The sequence below is a fragment of the Halorhabdus sp. CUG00001 genome, assembly GCF_009797925.1.
GTDB lineage: Archaea > Halobacteriota > Halobacteria > Halobacteriales > Haloarculaceae > Halorhabdus.
Window position 1 is genome coordinate 2,115,599 of sequence record NZ_VOLB01000001.1, and the last position, 17,611, is coordinate 2,133,209.

Below are 17,611 nucleotides of genomic sequence, written 5' to 3' on the forward strand. Positions count from 1 at the left end.
CGTCCCGCCCGACGTGAGCCGGGGGAGACGAACGCTTCGGCCCAGTGCGATGCCGACGGAGGCGAACGTGGCGGGCATGGGTTGGATTCCTGACGTGGGGCAACGGGTCGACGTCTCGTTCTACGGGCGTCGGGACCGATCGTCGATACTGCGTTCGTTGTCCTCTTCGGACGGAGTGTCATATACGGGTTGTCCAGCGTTTCGCGTTGGGAAACTGTGTCTGGCCTTTATCCGTCCCCGTCCGGAAACGCGGGCATGGGTATTTTCAGACGCTTCAAAATCGGGTTCGGCATGGCACGCCGGAGCGGTCGCGTGCTCAGAACCCATCCGAAACTCCTCGTATTCCCACTGCTCGGTGCGCTCTCCGGTATCGCGTTTCTCCTGACGCTGTTCGGGAGTCTCCTCGTGGCTGGGCCGGTGTTCGAAGAACCCGGTCTGGCGATCTTCGGTGCGCTGTTCGTCGCGTACCTCGTCGAGACGTTCCTCGCGTCGTTTTTCACGGCGGCACTGATCGCGGCGACCCGGACCGCCTTCCGTGGTGAGGACCCGTCGATCCGTGCCGCTCTGGCGGCCGCCTGGCAGCGGAAATTGCCACTGCTTGCCTGGTCGATCATCGCCGCGATCGTCGGCGTGATTCTCCGCGCAATCGAGAGCGAGGACAATCTCGTCGCCCACCTGCTCGCCGCGGTCTTCGCCGTCGCCTGGAGCGTGATGACGTATTTCGTCGTCCCGGTGATCGTCTTCGAAGACCCCTCGGTCACCTCGATGTTCAAACAGAGCGCGCGGACGTTCAAGGACACCTGGGGTGAATCCATCGGCGCGTTGGCCACGATCGACGTGGTGACGCTCCTCCTGGCACTCGTCGGCGTTGTCCTCGGTGCGATCACCTACGTGGCCACGACCGGCCTGGGGACTGTCCAGCTGGTGGCGACACTGCTGGTCGGTGGCACCGCTATCGTCATCGGCTTGCTCCTCGGTAAGGCCCTCAGCGGGATCGCCAGAACTGCCTTGTACGTCTATGCGACCGAGCGTACCGCGCCCGAACACTTCGACGGCATCGACTTTGGCGAACTCGGCACCGACGGACCGTCTTCGACCACCGCCTCCCGTGGCGGCGGTTCCGGTCGGATCTGAGCGGTCGTTTTGCGGGGGTCGGCCACTTCCACAGCCCCTGAGCAACTGCTGTCGATTGTTCGCCGTGTCACATCGTCGCCACATTTATGCACCTGTGTAAAACATGCTTTACTGTAAAGAGTAATTTACACCCATGCTGGACGACTTCCCACCACGGTCCCTGCGGCACGCATCGCCACGCTGTCGACGCCTGCCCGCCGATCGTTTGTCCGCGCGGAGTGATAGCTCGTGACCGACCCTGCGATCGTCGCCGACGGCCTCACGAAACGCTACGGCGACGATATCGCCGTTGCTGACCTTTCGCTGTCGGTTCCACGAGGGAGCGTCTACGGCTTCCTCGGGCCGAATGGGGCCGGCAAGACCACGACGATGCGACTGCTGGTCGCCCTCACTGAACCGACAGCCGGATCCGGGGAAGTGGCCGGCGTGTCCCTCTCGAATCGGCCGGCGTTGACCCACAAGATCGGCTATCTCCCGGCCGACCCGCCAGTCTTCGACGAGCTCACTGCCTGGGAACACTTGCGCCACGTCGCCCGCCTCCAGGGCATGTCAGACGCTCGGGCCGACGAACGGATCGAGACGCTCCTCGATCGGTTCGGTCTGCTTGGCGATGCCCACAAGCGCATCGAAACCTACTCGACGGGGATGACCAAGAAAGTCGGCATCATCGCGGCGCTGTTTCACGATCCCGACGTGGTCTTTCTCGACGAACCCACGAGTGGCCTCGATCCACGTGCCGCCCGCACTGTGCGGGACACGATCGCCGATCTCGTCACCCGCGAGATGACCGTCTTTCTCTCGACGCACATCCTGCCGGTCGTCGAAGAGCTGGCCGACACCGTCGGCGTCATCGACGACGGGACCCTCGTCGCCGAGGCCCCGCCCGCACAACTGAAACAGCAGGCCGCGGCATCGCCCGACCTCGAGACGGCGTTCCTCGAGATCACGGCCCAACGGGACGGCCCAGCCCCTGACCAGCCGGCCTCGGCAGCTACCCAGCCAGCCACTGATGGAGGCGGGGCGGATGGCTGATGGGTCTGCCAGCCTCTCGGGGTCCTCGGCGCACGTCTCGGACGACCCCGGTGTCCGCTCGCCAGCAGGCAGACGTAACTCACTCGTGCCAGTCCCTGCCCGGAGTGTAGAGATCGCCCGGATCGACCTGCTTCGGGGGTACCGTTGGGTCAGACAGCAGGACCTCTGGCTCGCGTTCATGGCGGTCGTGGGCGTGATGGGCGTGTTCTTTCTCGTCCAGACCTACGCGGTCGCGAGCGATGTCGGCGCGGCCCTGGCCGCCGGGGAGGGACTGCCACCGTGGCTCGTCGTGGCGACCAGCGTCGTCTGGCTCTTCCTGACGGTCTTGTTGGCGGCAGACGCGTTCGGAACGAACGGTGACCTCGATCACGGTGGGCAGTACCTGACGATCCGGCCGACCCCGGACGTGATCGGCGGCTTGTTGCTCTCGGCCGCGGCGAAGTTTTCGGTGTACACGATCGGCCTGGCCCTGGCCGGCGGCGCGGGGCTCGTCGCCGGGACTGGCTCACCGCTCCCGTTGGTCGGGATCACCGCCACAGCCGTGCTCGTTCCGGTGACGGCGACCGCCGTCGGCTACCCGATCGGCCTGGCGCTGAAAGGCGTTGTCCGTCGCTCGGCGAATCTGGGGCGGCTGGCGACGCTGTTCGGTGTCGCGATCGGCTTCGCGTACGTCACACTCTCGGTGACCGGTGAGTTGCTCACCCTGATCGTCCGTCTCCAGCCGGTTCTCACCTCACCCCCGCTGACGTGGTTCGGCGCGCTCGCGTTCGCGACGACACCCGGTGCCGGTGTGCCAGCCGTCGACGTCTTTGCCCTCCTCGCTGTCGGCCCGCTTGCCGTCGTCGGTGGCACGATTCTCTCGGTCCCGGTCGCTCGCTACGCGTGGGTGGCGGATCCGACCCGTACGACCGTCGACGCGGATTCGACTCTCCAGACGCCCCCCGATTCCCGGCTCGATGCCGTCCTCGCCGGGCTCTGTCGAGCGCCCGCGACGCGTGGCGTCGCGAGTACGACACTCCGCCGGGCGGTCCGGTCGCCCTTCCAGTTCGTCTTCGTCGCCCCGCCGTTGCTGGCCGCGATCCTCTTCGTCGAGCGCGCCCTGACGACCGGCACCGTCCCGTGGTACCTCCCCTGGTTCGTCGTCTGGTACGGCGCGTGGGCGGCCGGTGCGGTCGTGCCGCTGAACCCACTGGGCATCCAGGGCGCGACGCTCCCGGCGTTGCTGACGGCCCCCGCCCGGGGTCGGCACGTCGTCCATGGGACTGTCCTGGCGGCGATGCTGGTCGCCGCTGCCCCGACCGTCGGCATCGCGCTCGGGGTCGGCTACCTGGCTGGCAGTTCCCCGCCCGTGCTGGCCGCCCTCGGCGTGACTGGCGTTGCCGCGGTCGGCGCAAGCGCTGTCCTTGCCAGTGGTATTGGCTCGGTCTTTCCACGCTTCGAGGGGCTCAGTCTCGACGGCGCTCGGCGGGCGACACCGCCGAGCAAGCGTGCCTACACGCTCTTTTCGATCGCACTGAGTATGATCGTCCTCGCGATCGTGGTCGCCGTCGAGGAGACCGCCCGGGTGCTTGGCGCTGTCTTGCTGTCGCGGTGGCTACCGTTCGGACTCGACGTCAGTCCTGGCACGGTTACCACGGGTGGGTGGCTCGTCCTCGCCAGTGCTGTCCTCGCAGTTCCGCTCGCCTACCGGCTGGCCGTCCATCGTCTCGAAACCTACCAACTCCCGTGACTGTGGCCGCTCGCCTCTCTCGTTCCCGATCGACCCGTCTCACCAGAAGCCGGATGACGCCACCTTTATTATCTCGGTGTAAACCACTCTTTACTACGAGACGGAGCTCAATCGTGACTACTACCAACGGACCGAAACTGACGCGCCAGCGCTACCGTGGACTCGTTTACGGCATCGCCGCCGTCGCCATCCTCGGATTCCTGGCCGGGTTCGTCCTCGACCAGCACCTCGCCGGGGCGGTCGTCTACATGCTCGGGGCGTGGCTCGGGGGCGGCATCGCCGTGGGGGCACCGCTGTGGAGTGACCGGACGCTGCAAGACGAGCGCGATTACCACCTCCACAACCGGGCGAGTGGGTTGCTCGTCGGGATCACGATGGTCCTTGGTTTGAGTCTGCTCCCAGCGCTATACGTGCTCGACGCCGGTGATATCGTCGAGATCTCGGGTGTCGTCTCGGGCATCGTCCTCACACTCTCGGCGCTGTTCTTGCTGTATGGCGTCTGTTTCGGGATCGCGAAACAGATGGAGTGACCGATGCGCAACGACCTCTCTGCACGGCGGGAAGCCGAGGGCCTCAGCCAGGGCGAGCTCGCCCAGGCAGTCGGTGTGACCCGCCAGACGATCAACGCGATCGAGCGCGATCGCTACGATCCGTCCCTGGAACTGGCCTTCGCTCTGGCCGAGCACTTCGAGTGTGCCATCGAGGATATCTTCGATCCGGTCGAGATCGATCCGTGAGTCCCGATCCAGTGACCACCGCCGAACTGCTCGACCGACAAACCGAAGCCAATTCCGGCCTGTAACCTCGATACGTGCGCGCCGCCCCCTCCATCACCGATTCGTTGCCCGCACCTGCTTGGCTTCGTGATCTCCCCGTCGTCGTGGGCAATCTCGTCCCGATCGCCGGCGTCGTCTTCTTTGGGTGGTCACCGACGGCGTTGTTACTCGTCTATCAGGCCGAACTGGCCGCGATCTGCGTCTGGACCATTGTGCAAATCCCCTTCGCCCACAAGCGACCCAACAACGCCATCGACGACCGCTTTAGACTGCTCGGGCCGCTACAGGAAAAGCGAGGGGCCATCCGACTGCCGGGACCACTCCCCCCAGTGTATCCGCGCAATCTCCCGACGCTCGTCTTCTCGGTGGTCATCGCGCCCGTCGTCGTGGGACTGGCCTTTTTTGCCTTCGCTCTGACGCGACCGACGGTCACCGAGGCTGATGCGGCCGCGTTCCTCCTCGGTGGGGCCGCCGTCTTTCTCACTCGTGGGATCGACACCTACCGCGAGTACTTCCGTGAGAGCGGGTATCGCGAACACTCTCCGCGATCCTTGCTTCTCGTGCCGTTCAAGTACCTCTTCGTCGTTGGTCTCCTGTTTATGGTCTTTCTCGGCCTCGAATCGACCGTAAACACGACCGCGATCCTCGATCCCGGGCGGTCGGTTCTCGCCCTCGCGATCGGCAAACTCGCCTACGACATCCGGGCGAGCCGACTGGAACGTGACGACGATCGCCGGAGTCTGTTCTCGCTGCTGTACGGCAGCAAACGTACCGAGATCGAACCCGAACCGGTCGAGATGCCCGCGGGAGAACCACGTCTCCGGACCTCGATGAGTCAGCGGGCGGCGATCGTCGACGCCCTGCTTCACGGCGGTGCCTATCTGGCGGGCTCGATCGGGTTCGTCACCACTTTGATCGTCGGCTTTGGCGTGCTCGCATCGAGCGTCGGGATCGTCGTCGTTGGCCTCGGCCTGGGTGGGTTCTTCGTCGCATTGCGGGCGACAATCCGCTATTTCCGGTACGGGACGCTCGAATACTACTGCTACGACGACGTTCTGGTGGCCTACGACCGACTGCTCGAGGAACCACAGGCGAAACTGGACGCCCACACGGTCACCGGGGTGACCCGTTCTGCGGGACGGCTCGATCGCTTGCTTGGCACTGCGTCCCTCGAATTCGACGTCTACGCGACGGACGAGACGACAGTCGAGCTGTTCGTCCCGGCCCCCGAATCGGTCGACACCGACGACGATGCCAACGAGAGTGTCCCGATGACCGTTCCGCACCTCTCGGAGCCTCGTTCGATCGTCGAGACGCTTGGTCTCTCGTGGCGTCTCGACGACGAGGACTGAGTGAACGCGCCTGCGACCCTGGCGGTTGCTCGGCGCTCGGACAGAGCGACTGGCTCAAACACGCGTTTGACCGTCTGTTAGGTATATAGTCGTGGCTCGTGTCCGGTGAGATGTGGCGATATCACAATGGCGCTGCTGAAATGTTCCCACTGCTCTCGTCGGTTCGACTCGCTGTCAGACGTCCGTGCCCACGTTTCCAGCACCCACGAGCGAAACTCGACAGCCGGTTCCCGTCGTTGAGAGGCCTCGCCGACGCCCTTTCCGGCGGCGACCTCCGCTCGTCGCGGACTGTTTCACGGGCAGAAATCCGGTCCGGGGCTTGATGGTCCATCCCGCCGTCGCTTCGCTTGCCCGCCCGGTTGGCGGGCAGCGAGTCGCCCCCACTTTCCCCGTCCGACGGCCGTCACGCTCTTTCCCCCACCTCCCGACTGCTTTTGGCCGTGCTGGCAACCGGGGCCACCGAGGCCGCGTTGGTCGGCCACTGTGGCGGGCCACTGGGCGGGTTACCGACTCCCGCGGGCGATATCGTCGAACGCGTCGAGGAGGGCCTCCGCATCGCCAAGCAGCCGGCGCGCACGCTGTTGTAGTTGTCGTGCCTGCTGGTGGCTGTGCTGATACGCCTCGTGGGACTCCCGCTGCTCGGCCGGGAGCTCGGCCGCGATAACCTGGCGCGTGGCCTCGACGCTGAAGTACTCTCCGAGCGTCGCGTAGCCGAGGATCGTACACTGCTGGGTCACGGCCGCCCGGACGTCCTCGCGGTCGACCGGCTTGCAGAGATAGTCGTCGAACGGCATGTCGAGGATGTCGAAGTCGGGATCGATCGCGGTGATCATGATGACGCGACCGGCAAAATCCATCGCTTCCAGTTCCGCCAGAACGTCGTCGCCGGATAGACCGGGCATGTGTCGATCGAGCAACACCACGTCGATCTCGCGATCGCTGACGATTTCGACGGCGCTTTCGCCGTCGTAGGCGGTCTCGACGTCACAGAGTCCGCGCAAACGCAGTGCGTAGGCGTCGGCGACCTCCCGCTCGTCGTCGACGATCAACGCCTGCGGGAGCTCTTCGGTGGCACCCATCGGTCACAGTTGGACGGCGACCGCCTATAAATGCCGGTCCTTCCAGCAAGATGGGGCGCCGTTCGTTCTTCCGCCCTCGAGCCAGCCTCGCTCACAACCGAGTAGCGCCCGTCCCGCCTCCTCTCGGTTCTGTTTGACGACTCGATGGTGTCGCTACTCTGCCATTCTGTCAGTGGCTCCGATCCGATCGCCATAGCGCATTCCTTTGGGTACGTTACGCTATTTTCTACGTATACTATCATACAGTTATTCACTAACTATCGGGATGCCAAATGGTACGAGCAATAGGTCTCCGTTTAGCGTTCCAAACTTGGAAAATAGTGTCACGATCGGTTAAAATTTCGGCATATTTCATCGGTTCTGGAAGTATCCACTGTACTATCATCGAATCGATCGAAGTCCTTGCCGTCGTACGATGAATGGCATCCAAGATTCGGTGGCGATCGTGACAGGTGCGAGTACCGGGATCGGTGTGGCGGCTGCAAAGCGCTTCGCTGGGGAGGGCGCCGCGGTCGTGGTGGCCGACGTCAACGTCGAAGCCGGGACGGAGACAGTGACCGAAATCGAGGCGGCAGGCGGTGAGGCGACGTTTGTCGAGACGGACGTCAGCGATCCCGACGCCGTCGATGCGATGGTCGAGACGGCTGTCGAGACCTACGGTGGTCTCGACTTTGCGTTCAACAACGCGGGTATCGACGGAGAGCGTGCACCGACCGCCGATCAGTCTCTCGATACCTGGGAGCGCGTGATCGATGTCAACCTGAAGGGCGTGTTCCTGTGCATGCAAGCCGAGATCCCTGCCATGCTCGAGGGTGGCGGCGGGTCGATCGTCAACACGTCTTCGATCGCTGGCCAGGTCGGGCTAAGCCACGTCAGCCCGTACGTGGCGAGTAAGTTCGGCGTGATTGGCCTGACGAAGAACGCGGCCCTGGAGTACGGGGCTGAAGGGATCCGCGTCAACGCGATCTGTCCCGGATTGATCGAGACGCCGATGACCGATACCAACCAGGAGTTTGTCGACCGGGCGATCGCAGCCACGCCGATTGGCCGAGGCGGACAGCCCGAAGAGATCGGTGACGCCGCCGTGTGGCTCTGTTCGGAGGACGCTTCGTTCGTCACTGGCGAAGCGATGGCTATCGACGGCGGCTATACCAGCCAGTAGTCCGAGCGTCTGTCGGCACACCGACGTCGCCGTGCGGTCGTTTTCTCTCCTCGGCCCGGTCTGGCACTCTCGTGACCATCCGTGGGCCACCGTTCTGGATCTATATAACTAGATCGTGCTGGTCGCCGGGACCTCGATAGCTAGCTGCTATCGATACCAGCTCGGGCTGTCTGTCTCAACGTATCGATGTCGAGCGAACCAGTCCGGCCCCGAGTTGGTCCCGACGCTCCGAAAGCGGCCCCACACGCGAAGAACCGAGACGACGAATGGCACCACGACGATCCGACGGCACTGCTCGACGCGCTCGGCGACGAGTACACGCGGGCAGCCTTCCAAGCCGTGCTCGATCGTCCACGAAGCGGACGGGAAGTCGCGGCGGCGACTGCCATGTCCCGGCCGACTGCGTTTCGCCGACTCAACACACTTCTCGAAGTTGGCCTGCTCGAGACCGAGCGTCGGATCGACGCGGCTGACGGCCACCACCACAAGGTCTATCGCCCCGTCGTCGAGTCCATTTCAGTGACGATCGACGACGAAGCGGTCGCTGTCGTCCTCGAATCCGCTCTGCCGGCCAGCCCCCAAGTCGAGCAGTCGACACCCGTGCCAGCAAACGACTGACCGCATCACGGTACCATTTCCTCACCCCTGGCATCCAAGTGTCCCCGGCTGTCACTCGAAACCACGCGCTGACGATCGGCTGTAGTCGTCCGCCAATTCGTCGCTGTGAGGCTCGTTGCAGGCGGCTGCCGATCCCTCCGGATCGACTGACCCATGGTGTTGTTCACCGCACTCCGGCTTGGAATGACTGCCCTCGCGGCGGGCGTAGCTGTTGGGCTGTTCGCGGCGCTCCTGGCCGACCGGGAACGGGCCAGTGCCCGGGCGCTCCTCGGTGTGAGCGTGGCTGTGGTGGTCGGGACCGTCTGTCACTTGCTCGTCGCCGATCTCACGCCGCCGAATGCGGCCCTCGCAGTGACGGGCTGGGACTTCGAGTCGACGACGTGGGTCCTCCTCGCTACGGCCACCGCGGTCATCGTCGGCGGGCTGTGGGTCCTGTTTGCGTTTCGGTACACGGGCCGCTCACGGCGCCTCAACCGCGTTACCACTGGCATTGTCGCCGTGGTCTCCGTTGGAACCATCGGCATCGTCGCGGTCACGATCGGGGACCCCTCGACGATCGCGTTTCAATTGCTGACGGTGACGTACCTCCTGATCGGATTTCTGGTGACGATCGGCGTCTTCTTACTCGTCTGGCTATCGGTCGGACAGCAGGCGGTTCCTCTCCGGGAGCCGCTGTTGCTGTCTGCCGGAGCGGTCGTGTTGGTCTCCGGGAGTTTCGTCGCACAGGTCTTCGAACGGCCGCTACTTCTCCCCGTGTGTACGTCGATCGGGAGTGGCTTATTGCTGGTTGCCGTCTGCCGGTATCCAGTCTTCGAGACGCCGCCGGCGGCCCGAGTGTTGGGCCGTGATCGGGTCGTCGAGGAACTGGCCGATGCCGTTCTCATCTCCGATCGGCGTGGACGGCTGCGGGACCTCAATCCCGCGGCACAACGAGTGTTCGACGTCTCACGCGCGTCAGTTCTCGGGGACTCGATTGCCTCGCTTTTCCCGTCCGCGATCGATCCTGAGAGCCTGGCCAGAGCCGAGGAGCCGATCCGGATCGAACTGGCCGAGGAGACAACACTGTCCGTGACTGCTGATGTCGTCACCGACGACCGGGGCCGCTCGTTCGGGCACCTGGTGCGCTGTACGGACGTCACCGACCAGCGCCGGCGGGAGAACCAACTGACGCTGCTCAGCCGGTTCGTCGTCGACGTGATGCGCGATCGCATGGCGGCAGTCGCCCAGGAGGCGTCCCCGCAGGCAGCGACAGCCACTGACACTGGGGCCGTCGCGGATCGCATCTGGACCGATACGACCGAACTGACGACCCTCATCGCCCAGACGCGATCGATCGAGCGTGCTATCGCCGAGGGACCGGCCAGCGCCGACCAGCGACTCGCCGTCGAGCCCGTCGTTCAGGACCTCCAGGAGTCGATCGCGGCCGCGGACGATCGATCGGTGGCGGTCGCTGTCCAAGGCGAGGCCATCGACACGACCGTCAGCCAGGCGCTGCTGTCGTCCCTGCTCGAACCGGTCCTCGCCGATGCCTGCTCGCACGCGGCGACCCGCGTCGAGATCAGCGTCGCCAGTGGGGAGCCGACGATCCGGATCGCCGACGATCGACCGGTAGCGACGGATCGCGGCGGTAGGCGACGTACGCCAGCGCTGCCACTGGCGGTCACGCGCCTGGCACTCGACCAACTCGGCGGCTCCTTGTCGGTGAGACGGACAGACGCCGGGCGACGGCTGGTGGTCCTCGCACTCCCCCACAACGAGACACGCGAAGACGGGCACACCGTCGTCACCGGGGGTGCTGGTCGGTGAGCCAACTCGGCTGGGCCGCTCTCGGTGTTCTCGTGGTCGCGACCGGTGTCCTGATCGCTGGACGCACCGCCCGCCGCCATCGCCATCCCGGGATCGTCCCGTATGGACTGCTTGCCGTCCTGCTGGGGACTCTGGGCGGGGTGATCGCGTTCAGCCGGTCCGGCATCGTCCCTATCGAACTGACTGCCCTCAGCGAGTTGCTGCTCATCGGCGGGTACGCCTTCGCGTCGTTACTCTGGATCGCGTTCGTCTTCGAGTACACCGGCCGGGGGCCGTCGATCACGTCGCGTCGCTGGGTCGGACTCGGACTCCTCGGTGGCTTGACGGTCGCCAGTACGGCGATCACGTGGGCTCAGCAGACCGGCCGGATGCAGCTAGGCCCGCTCGGGCGAGTGGCCGCACTCACGACGTTCGTCTTGCAGATGACGGTCTTTTCCCTGGGGCTGCTCGGTGTGGTGTTGCTCGTGCGTTCGGCCGTGACATACGACGATCTGCCGGCCGGGTCCGGGGCGGCGTTCGTCTTTGCGGGACTCGGTATCACGTTCCTCCCGCTTGCGATCGGCTACGGGGGGCAACTGGGTGAGGAGTCGATCTATCTACTCGCCTTCGTCCAGATCGCGGCCGTCGTCGCCATTTTCGCCTGGATCGCCTTCGGCACCGACGCCTTCGAGCGCGGTGCTGCGGCCGGCCATCTCGCCCGCGAGACGGCCCTCGATGCGATGTCGGTTCCCGTGGTTGTCGTCGATCGATCCCGACGACTGCTTGACGTCAACCGGGCCACAGAGCGCACCTTCGGCGTCGAGCCGACCCGACTCCGGAAACGATCTCTTGCCGCCGTCGCGGACATCCCCGACTCTCTTCCCGAGGAGCGGCCACTCACCCTCCAGACGACGGCCGGACGACGCGAGTTCGTCGTCGACCGAACCGAGATCACCGATACGGACGGTAACGTACTCGGCCAAGCCTACCGGTTTGCGGACGTCACGGACCGCCAAACCCGCAAACAGCGGATTCAGGTTCTCAATCGAGTCATCCGTCACAACCTTCGCAACGACCTCGACGCGATTCGCGGGTTCGCCGAACCGATCCGTGAGGAGGGCCTGCCAACAGCGGAGGCGAGCCAGTATTTCGATCGGATCGAGACGCTCGCGACCGGGCTGGTCGACCTTGCCGATACAGTCAACCGATCCGAACGCGTGTTGACGGAGGCACGACTGAAACGAGAGCGGTGTGACCTCGTTGCGATCGCCCGGACGGTTGGGACGGGGCCGATGGACGCCGATATAACGCTCGAAGTCCCCGACAGCGTCTCGATTCGCTCTGACCCGGACGCGATCGAGTTGGTACTCGAAGAGCTACTCGACAACGCCGTGACACACACCGACCGTGCGACGCCGTCGGTGACGATCCACGTCCGCTCGACGGCCGATGGTGGACGGATCGCGGTGGCAGACGATGGGCCGGGGATCCCACCCGAGGAGCGGGCCGTGCTCCTCGAAGGCAAAGAGACCCCGGTCAGACACGGGAGCGGCGTTGGCCTGTGGCTGGTCGCCTGGACCGTGACACGGCTTGGCGGTAGCCTCTCTTTCGAGACACGGGAGCCACGCGGGAGTGTCGTGCTCGTCGACCTCCCCGATTTCGATACCGTAGCCCGTCTCGGCCCGACCGAGGGCGACTAGTGTCGACCGCCGGCCACGGCCCGTGAGGACATGGTTTATGCCGCTGGTTGCCCAACGATTCGGCCAAGACGGCCGCTCTCCCGGTCGGTGATCGCTACCCATGACATCCCTCCATCGCCGTCGATTCCTGCGCCTCGGTGGGGCAGCGACAGCTGTCGCACTCGGCGGTTGCCTCGGCACGACGAACGGCTCTCCCTCGTATGCGGAGTGGCTCCCGGCGCCGGACGGCGGCGTCAACGTCGCCTATCTGGATTTCAGCATCGCGAGTGAGACGGCGGGCGGCGACGAACTGCTGCCCCTGATTCTCCCGGCAGACACGGCTGGAGGCGCCGATCGCGTCTTGACCGACGTCTCGGGCTTCGATAGCGTCGATGATCCGTTGCTCTCTTGGCCACTCGCCGTGGGCGGGCGGCTGGTCGCCGGGGCTGCCCTGGCGATTGCCGTGTCCGGATTCGGGCCTCTCATCGACCCCGAACAGCCAGATCGCGGGATCGGTGAGCTGTTCATGGCGGGCAACGTCGCGATCGGATTGGGCGAGTTCGATCGCTCCGAAGCCGCGGAGACGCTTCGCTCCGGGTCTGCTGGCCCGGTCGGTGACGTCCCGTTCGAGGAAACGGGGTCTATCGGCTCGTTCACGCTGTATGCACCCCCTGGTGAGGAATTGGACGGTGTGACGGCGATCAACGACACCGCTGTCGTCGTCGCAGACACCCGCGAGGAGATCCGCCGTGTCGTCGAGACCGCGAACGGCGATCGTGCAAGCGCGATCGAGCACTCCGAGACTCTGACGTGGCTCCTGGAGACGGCCGGGACCGGCCACGTCGCTGGCGGGTGGCTCGGCCCGGTCGATCTCGACGACGCGTATTTCGGCGAGCCGGCCGACCGTCCCGTGACTGACCTCATCCGCCCGACGGACGATGTACTCGCCTCGGTGACGTTCGAACCCGACACCGGCCACATTCGGGCCGATTTCGCCGTCCAGCGCTCTCTCGATGACGAGGTTGCCAGCCAGTTCGACGCACGGTTTGGCTCCGCAAGCGAAACCCACTCCGTGTCGATCGACGGCGATCGGGTGACTGCCAGTGGGACCTACAGTGAGGGCGTCCTCGATTTCGAAGTCATCCAGCCAGATCGAACGACGACCGCGACCCCGGACACGAGCGCCCCTGTCGATCCGCCCGAGGCAGTCGCGACAGCCGTTCCGGACGAGGCCTTCGCGTTCACCTACGAGGCCGACCAAGAGCGCGTTCGGGTCGGTATCACCAAGCCCCTCGACGTCGACGAGGTGGCCTTCGAGGCGGTCGAATCGGGCTATGAAGCCTCGACGACGACTCCGCGGGCGGACATGTACATGTATCTCTACGTCGATCCAGACGGCGACACCGTCGTCGTGACCGCTACCGTCGACGGCACGTCGGGCGTCGTGGCCCGCCGAGCGGTTCCGTGAGTCCCTGGACAGCCACGCGCTCTCCCAGGCGTCCCGACGGGCGCATCGAGGTGGGGCCCCCTCACCCAGTCGTGTCGATCAGGACCGCACGACGATCGTCTTGCCGACGCGATCACCGAGACGCCTGTCCGTCTCCGAGACCGCGATCGTGACGATCCCGACCAGATACAAGAATGGCAACCAGTCGATAAGCCGGAGCACGTTCCGGGCGAGCGAGCCACGCAACGACGGTAACGACCCGTCCGGTCGCGTGACGCTGATGGCGACGAGATACTTCCCGAGCGTCTTGCCCCACCGCCACTCCAAGAGCGTGTGATACAGGATCGAGAGCCCAAGCCAGAGGGCAGTGCCTCCCAGCGCCGGACCGCCTTCGAGGTGGGTTTCGATCCCTTCGCTCGTGGTCTGTAGCTCCCCGGTCAGGAGGCCGACCGCCGAAACAGCACCCATGAACAGCGCGATCCAGACGATCGAGTCGATCGCCATCGCGACGCCACGGATACCGACGCCACACCGTCGTTCGGGACGCTTGGTCATCGTTACTCAGGTGTAGACGGTCTCTCCGTATAGTTCGGATTCGCGTGTTTCTACCGGTGAAACGCCTGCCGATGTGTTATTGTGCTCGGACCATACTGACCGCTATGGCATCGACTGACCGATCAGCACGCACTGGCCCCGAACCGACGCCCGCCTTCGACCGACCGCTCGACTGGGCGATCGGTGCCGTCCTGGGCGTCTTTGGCCTTCTGGTTGCCCTCGGCGGGGCGGCCCTCCGGGCGGCGATCGAGCGCCCGGCTATCGCGACACTCCTCCGAGACAGCGAGTTTCACTCCGACGTCCTCACCGAGGCCGAGGCGATCGATACCCTGGTTGCACTCGGTGAGTGGGGTGGGCTCGGCCTCGTCGTTGCTGGCGTCTCGATTGCCCTCCTCGGGATCGCCGTCGTCGTGGCCCACGGGCGGGCCCGACGCGACGGCCGGCCGACGCCCCGGTGGATCCTCGGTGTGGTCGGTGCGATCGTCAACACCGTGCTCAGCTTCGTCCCCCTCTCGCCGATCCTCGGCGGCGCGGCCGCGAGTTACCTCTCGACCGATCGCGACAGTGGTGTTGCGACCGGTATCTTCGCCGGCCTCTTTACGATCGTCCCGGCGCTTCTCGTGGTCGTGTTCGTCGGCGTCGGACTGTTTACCGGACTTCCGGGGCCGAGTGCGGCGGCTGCCGTTGCAGTGGTGGTGGTCGCTGGCCTGTTTGGGATCGCTTACGTCGTCGGGCTGAGTGCACTCGGTGGCTACATCGGCCGCCGGAGCAACGCCTGAGGGGCGACCGGCCACGGTGTATGGTAGCCAGCTTTCCCGGCCCGTCGAGGGTGGGGACTGCCATTTTGGTCGTCTGTCATCGCCGCCAGGCGTACCCTTAACAGGCCGCCAGACGGTGACTCAATACGATGGATACTGGGTTCGCGCACGCACCGATCGGGATTCTCGAAGTACGCCCGGACGGAGTCGTTCGTGACGGCAACGACGCCGCCGAGACGCTTCTCTCTGTGGACATGGGCACTGTCGCCGGCGAGTCGATCGCGACTGTCTTCCCGGACTCCGTCGAGGGCCGCGTCCCGCAGGCCTTCGAGACCCCGGACGGGGAACTGTCCGTCGAAGAATACTACCCGGAGCTGGACCGATGGCTCGCAGTCGATCTCGTCCCGGCAGAGGAGGCCGTCTACGTCTATCTTCGAGACGAGACCGACAACCGACGTCGCGAGCAGCAACGAGACGCCCTCCAGTCGGACCTCCATCGGCTGACGATCGGTACCGAACTCATCGCGGACGTCCTCGGTGACCTCGTGGCGGCCTCGACGCGGGAGGACATCGCCGAGACCATCTGTACCCAGTTGGGCGGAACCGACATCTACGAATTTGCCTGGGTTGGTGAGCGCGCTGTCGGGGCCGAGACGATCGTGTTGCAGGCCGCCGCCGGGACGACCGGGCGCACGCTCGATCGGATCGAGGCGGCCCTCGACGACGACGCGGACCTGCCCGAATTGCGCGCGATCGAACGGGGTGAACCGACGGTCGTCGCGTCGCTTGGCGAAGACGAGTCCGTGCCCGAGCCGATCCGTCGGGCGGCCTTTGCCGACGGACTCGGGTCGTTGCTCGCCGTCCCGCTCACCTACGGGTCGAGTGTCTACGGCGTCGTCGGCGTCTACGCGACCGAACGTGACGCCTTCACGGCCCGCGAGCGTGAGACCTTCGGGACCGTCGGGGAGATGGCCGGCTTTGCTATCAACGCGACCCGCAACCGATCGTTGCTCGCGGCCGATCGGGTCGTCGAACTCACGCTCAGACTGTCCGATCCCGCAACCCCGTTCGTCGCTGCGACCGCCGATACCGACGCCCGGATCGACGTCACGGGCGTCATCCAGCAGGGCGAACAACTCCTCTGTTATGTCGACGCTGCGACCGCTTGCCGGTCGGTCGAGGCGATGGCGACGACGCTTTCGGCCCACGAGGCCGTGACCGAGACGCGGGTCGTCGCCGAACACGACGGCGGCGGTTCGATCGAATTGATGCAGCGTATCGAGACGCCACTGGGCCAACTCGTCAGTCAGGGCGGGACGGTCCAATCGGCCACGTTCGGCGCTGCCGACGATCGCATCGTCGTCGAACTCCCCCCGGACGAAGACGTTCGCCGGATCGCCGACGCGATCACGCGCCGCTACGACGCTGCGGTACTCGCAAAGCGCGAGCGCCGACGGGACGAACAGACGACGGGGGCGGTCCGAGACACCGTGACTGCCCGATTGACCGATCGCCAGGCCGAGGCCCTTCGGACTGCGTTCTTCGCGGATTACTTCGAGTCTCCACGAGGGAGTACCGCCGAAGATGTCGCGACAGCCCTGGGGATCACCGGCCCGACGCTGCTTCACCATCTCCGGGCCGGACAGCGGAAACTTCTGGCAGCGGTGTTCGACGCAACCGACGAACAGACCGATTCGGGACGATCGAACGGCGACCGTTGATGTGTCTCTGCTCGTTTGCTCTCTTTGGACCCAGCGGACAGTGCCGATCAGGCGTGTTCTTCGAACGGCTGGACGACGACGAAGCCACCGGCGTCCGTGAATTCCATCTGGAAGCGTTCACCCGATTCCTGGCCGATCATGTCCGAGAGATTGGTGTTGACTTCGACCGCCGGCGTGGTTGCGCTCCAGGCGACTGTCGCCCCCGGGTCCGTCGTGACGGGTGGGTCCAGTACGACCGGCTCGCCGTGGGTCGTCAGCGCGACGTGGCCGGGACCTTCGAGGGTAACGTTGGTGAACCCGCCGGCAAACGAGCCTGCGAGGCTGTCCATCGTGGTGATCTCGTAGGACAGTCCCGACTCGAAGGCGAGTACGTCCTCGCCGTTGATCGTGATCGACTCGCTGTCGTCCAGTGTGAGGATCTGAACTTTCTTCTCACGATCGGCGAGCATGAGCGTCCCGGTACCCTCGACGCGCATGATCGGTGTCCCCTCGCCGGTGGCGGCTTCCTTCAGAAAGCCAGTGATGCCGCCTTCAGGGGTTGCCTGGCCCGTAAACGAGAGGTCTCCCGTGTAGGCGACCATCGAACCGGCTTTGGCCAGTACCGACCCGTCGACGGCGACGTCGAGTGTGTATGTGTTTTCGAGGCTGAACGTCTCGGCGGCGTCTGTGGGCGCGTGTTGCGCGGTGAAATCTTCTACGTTCATGGGTTTCGGGAGTCGTGCAACTTTCCTCCGGGTTCCCATCGAAGGGATACGGCCATGAACGGTAGCACAGGGTTTCTGTC

Annotated in this window: 16 protein-coding genes; 13 read left to right on the forward strand and 3 right to left on the reverse strand. The window is 65.3% G+C overall.

The genetic code is table 11. The features are described 5' to 3' along the window. Window positions 1-291: 291 nt before the first annotated feature. The 6 genes from FR699_RS10535 to FR699_RS10560 all read left to right on the forward strand — a co-directional run bounded on the left by FR699_RS10535 (window position 292) and on the right by FR699_RS10560 (window position 6,023). The gene (locus tag FR699_RS10535; protein ID WP_229770471.1) at window positions 292-1,134 is read left to right on the forward strand and encodes a DUF6159 family protein; all 843 of its coding nucleotides are present in this window, start codon (window positions 292-294) and stop codon (window positions 1,132-1,134) included. Between the two features lie 228 nt (window positions 1,135-1,362). Then, window positions 1,363-2,166, forward strand: a complete 804-nt coding sequence (locus tag FR699_RS10540) for an ABC transporter ATP-binding protein (protein ID WP_154552806.1) — start codon at window positions 1,363-1,365, stop codon at window positions 2,164-2,166. Further along, window positions 2,159-3,895, forward strand: a complete 1,737-nt coding sequence (locus tag FR699_RS10545) for a hypothetical protein (RefSeq protein WP_233263397.1) — start codon at window positions 2,159-2,161, stop codon at window positions 3,893-3,895. The genes FR699_RS10540 and FR699_RS10545 overlap by 8 nt, the downstream gene beginning before the upstream one ends. Window positions 3,896-4,008: 113 nt before the next feature. Further along, window positions 4,009-4,425: a DUF2178 domain-containing protein gene (locus FR699_RS10550; RefSeq protein ID WP_154552805.1), complete on the forward strand. Its 417-nt coding sequence runs from the start codon at window positions 4,009-4,011 to the stop codon at window positions 4,423-4,425. A gap of 3 nt (window positions 4,426-4,428) precedes the next feature. Further along, window positions 4,429-4,632 (forward strand): helix-turn-helix transcriptional regulator, encoded by a 204-nt coding sequence (locus FR699_RS10555; protein WP_154552804.1) that lies wholly within the window; start codon window positions 4,429-4,431, stop codon window positions 4,630-4,632. Window positions 4,633-4,706: 74 nt separating this feature from the next. Then, a complete protein-coding gene (locus tag FR699_RS10560) occupies window positions 4,707-6,023 on the forward strand; it encodes a DUF6498-containing protein (protein ID WP_158855385.1) in 1,317 nt (438 codons plus the stop codon). 503 nt (window positions 6,024-6,526) lie between these two features. On the opposite strand, the gene FR699_RS10565 is transcribed toward FR699_RS10560, so the two are convergent. Then, the gene (locus FR699_RS10565) at window positions 6,527-7,102 is read right to left on the reverse strand and encodes a response regulator transcription factor (RefSeq protein ID WP_154552802.1); all 576 of its coding nucleotides are present in this window, start codon (window positions 7,100-7,102) and stop codon (window positions 6,527-6,529) included. Window positions 7,103-7,517: 415 nt separating this feature from the next. Between FR699_RS10565 and FR699_RS10570 the strand changes: the two genes are divergently transcribed. The 5 genes from FR699_RS10570 to FR699_RS10590 all read left to right on the forward strand — a co-directional run bounded on the left by FR699_RS10570 (window position 7,518) and on the right by FR699_RS10590 (window position 13,814). Beyond that, window positions 7,518-8,264 (forward strand): SDR family NAD(P)-dependent oxidoreductase, encoded by a 747-nt coding sequence (locus FR699_RS10570; RefSeq protein WP_154552801.1) that lies wholly within the window; start codon window positions 7,518-7,520, stop codon window positions 8,262-8,264. A 186-nt stretch (window positions 8,265-8,450) separates the two neighbouring features. Then, the gene (locus tag FR699_RS10575) at window positions 8,451-8,882 is read left to right on the forward strand and encodes a winged helix-turn-helix domain-containing protein (RefSeq protein ID WP_154552800.1); all 432 of its coding nucleotides are present in this window, start codon (window positions 8,451-8,453) and stop codon (window positions 8,880-8,882) included. A gap of 153 nt (window positions 8,883-9,035) precedes the next feature. Then, window positions 9,036-10,688, forward strand: coding sequence for a PAS domain-containing protein (locus FR699_RS10580; protein ID WP_158855386.1), 1,653 nt, complete (start codon window positions 9,036-9,038; stop codon window positions 10,686-10,688). After that, the gene (locus FR699_RS10585; RefSeq protein ID WP_158855387.1) at window positions 10,685-12,367 is read left to right on the forward strand and encodes a sensor histidine kinase; all 1,683 of its coding nucleotides are present in this window, start codon (window positions 10,685-10,687) and stop codon (window positions 12,365-12,367) included. Before FR699_RS10580 ends, FR699_RS10585 begins: the two co-directional genes overlap by 4 nt. Window positions 12,368-12,467: 100 nt before the next feature. Beyond that, window positions 12,468-13,814 (forward strand): hypothetical protein, encoded by a 1,347-nt coding sequence (locus FR699_RS10590; RefSeq protein WP_158855388.1) that lies wholly within the window; start codon window positions 12,468-12,470, stop codon window positions 13,812-13,814. A 78-nt stretch (window positions 13,815-13,892) separates the two neighbouring features. Here the strand turns inward: FR699_RS10590 and FR699_RS10595 are convergent, their stop codons facing one another. Beyond that, window positions 13,893-14,348 (reverse strand): RDD family protein, encoded by a 456-nt coding sequence (locus FR699_RS10595; RefSeq protein WP_158855389.1) that lies wholly within the window; start codon window positions 14,346-14,348, stop codon window positions 13,893-13,895. A gap of 104 nt (window positions 14,349-14,452) precedes the next feature. Here FR699_RS10595 and FR699_RS10600 point away from each other — a divergent pair, with 104 nt between their 5' ends. Together FR699_RS10600 and FR699_RS10605 are read left to right on the forward strand one after the other, a co-directional pair. Then, window positions 14,453-15,127 carry a DUF5518 domain-containing protein gene (locus tag FR699_RS10600; RefSeq protein WP_158855390.1) on the forward strand — a complete coding sequence of 225 codons (675 nt, stop codon included), beginning with the start codon at window positions 14,453-14,455 and terminating at the stop codon, window positions 15,125-15,127. Between the two features lie 128 nt (window positions 15,128-15,255). Next, a complete protein-coding gene (locus FR699_RS10605; RefSeq protein WP_158855391.1) occupies window positions 15,256-16,827 on the forward strand; it encodes a bacterio-opsin activator domain-containing protein in 1,572 nt (523 codons plus the stop codon). Between the two features lie 47 nt (window positions 16,828-16,874). Here FR699_RS10605 and FR699_RS10610 read toward each other — a convergent pair whose 3' ends face one another. Then, the gene (locus FR699_RS10610; protein WP_158855392.1) at window positions 16,875-17,531 is read right to left on the reverse strand and encodes an AIM24 family protein; all 657 of its coding nucleotides are present in this window, start codon (window positions 17,529-17,531) and stop codon (window positions 16,875-16,877) included. Between the last annotated feature and the right edge of the window lie 80 nt (window positions 17,532-17,611).

Bases quoted from the DNA above. Each gene is read 5' to 3' on its own strand.
- FR699_RS10535 (WP_229770471.1), top strand. From the start codon at position 292: ATGGCACGCCGGAGCGGTCGCGTGCTCAGAACCCATCCGAAACTCCTC.
- FR699_RS10545 (WP_233263397.1), top strand. From the start codon at position 2,159: ATGGCTGATGGGTCTGCCAGCCTCTCGGGGTCCTCGGCGCACGTCTCG.
- FR699_RS10555 (WP_154552804.1), top strand. From the start codon at position 4,429: ATGCGCAACGACCTCTCTGCACGGCGGGAAGCCGAGGGCCTCAGCCAG.
- FR699_RS10565 (WP_154552802.1), bottom strand. From the start codon at position 7,102: ATGGGTGCCACCGAAGAGCTCCCGCAGGCGTTGATCGTCGACGACGAG.
- FR699_RS10570 (WP_154552801.1), top strand. From the start codon at position 7,518: ATGAATGGCATCCAAGATTCGGTGGCGATCGTGACAGGTGCGAGTACC.
- FR699_RS10575 (WP_154552800.1), top strand. From the start codon at position 8,451: ATGTCGAGCGAACCAGTCCGGCCCCGAGTTGGTCCCGACGCTCCGAAA.
- FR699_RS10580 (WP_158855386.1), top strand. From the start codon at position 9,036: ATGGTGTTGTTCACCGCACTCCGGCTTGGAATGACTGCCCTCGCGGCG.
- FR699_RS10590 (WP_158855388.1), top strand. From the start codon at position 12,468: ATGACATCCCTCCATCGCCGTCGATTCCTGCGCCTCGGTGGGGCAGCG.
- FR699_RS10595 (WP_158855389.1), bottom strand. From the start codon at position 14,348: ATGACCAAGCGTCCCGAACGACGGTGTGGCGTCGGTATCCGTGGCGTC.
- FR699_RS10600 (WP_158855390.1), top strand. From the start codon at position 14,453: ATGGCATCGACTGACCGATCAGCACGCACTGGCCCCGAACCGACGCCC.
- FR699_RS10605 (WP_158855391.1), top strand. From the start codon at position 15,256: ATGGATACTGGGTTCGCGCACGCACCGATCGGGATTCTCGAAGTACGC.
- FR699_RS10610 (WP_158855392.1), bottom strand. From the start codon at position 17,531: ATGAACGTAGAAGATTTCACCGCGCAACACGCGCCCACAGACGCCGCC.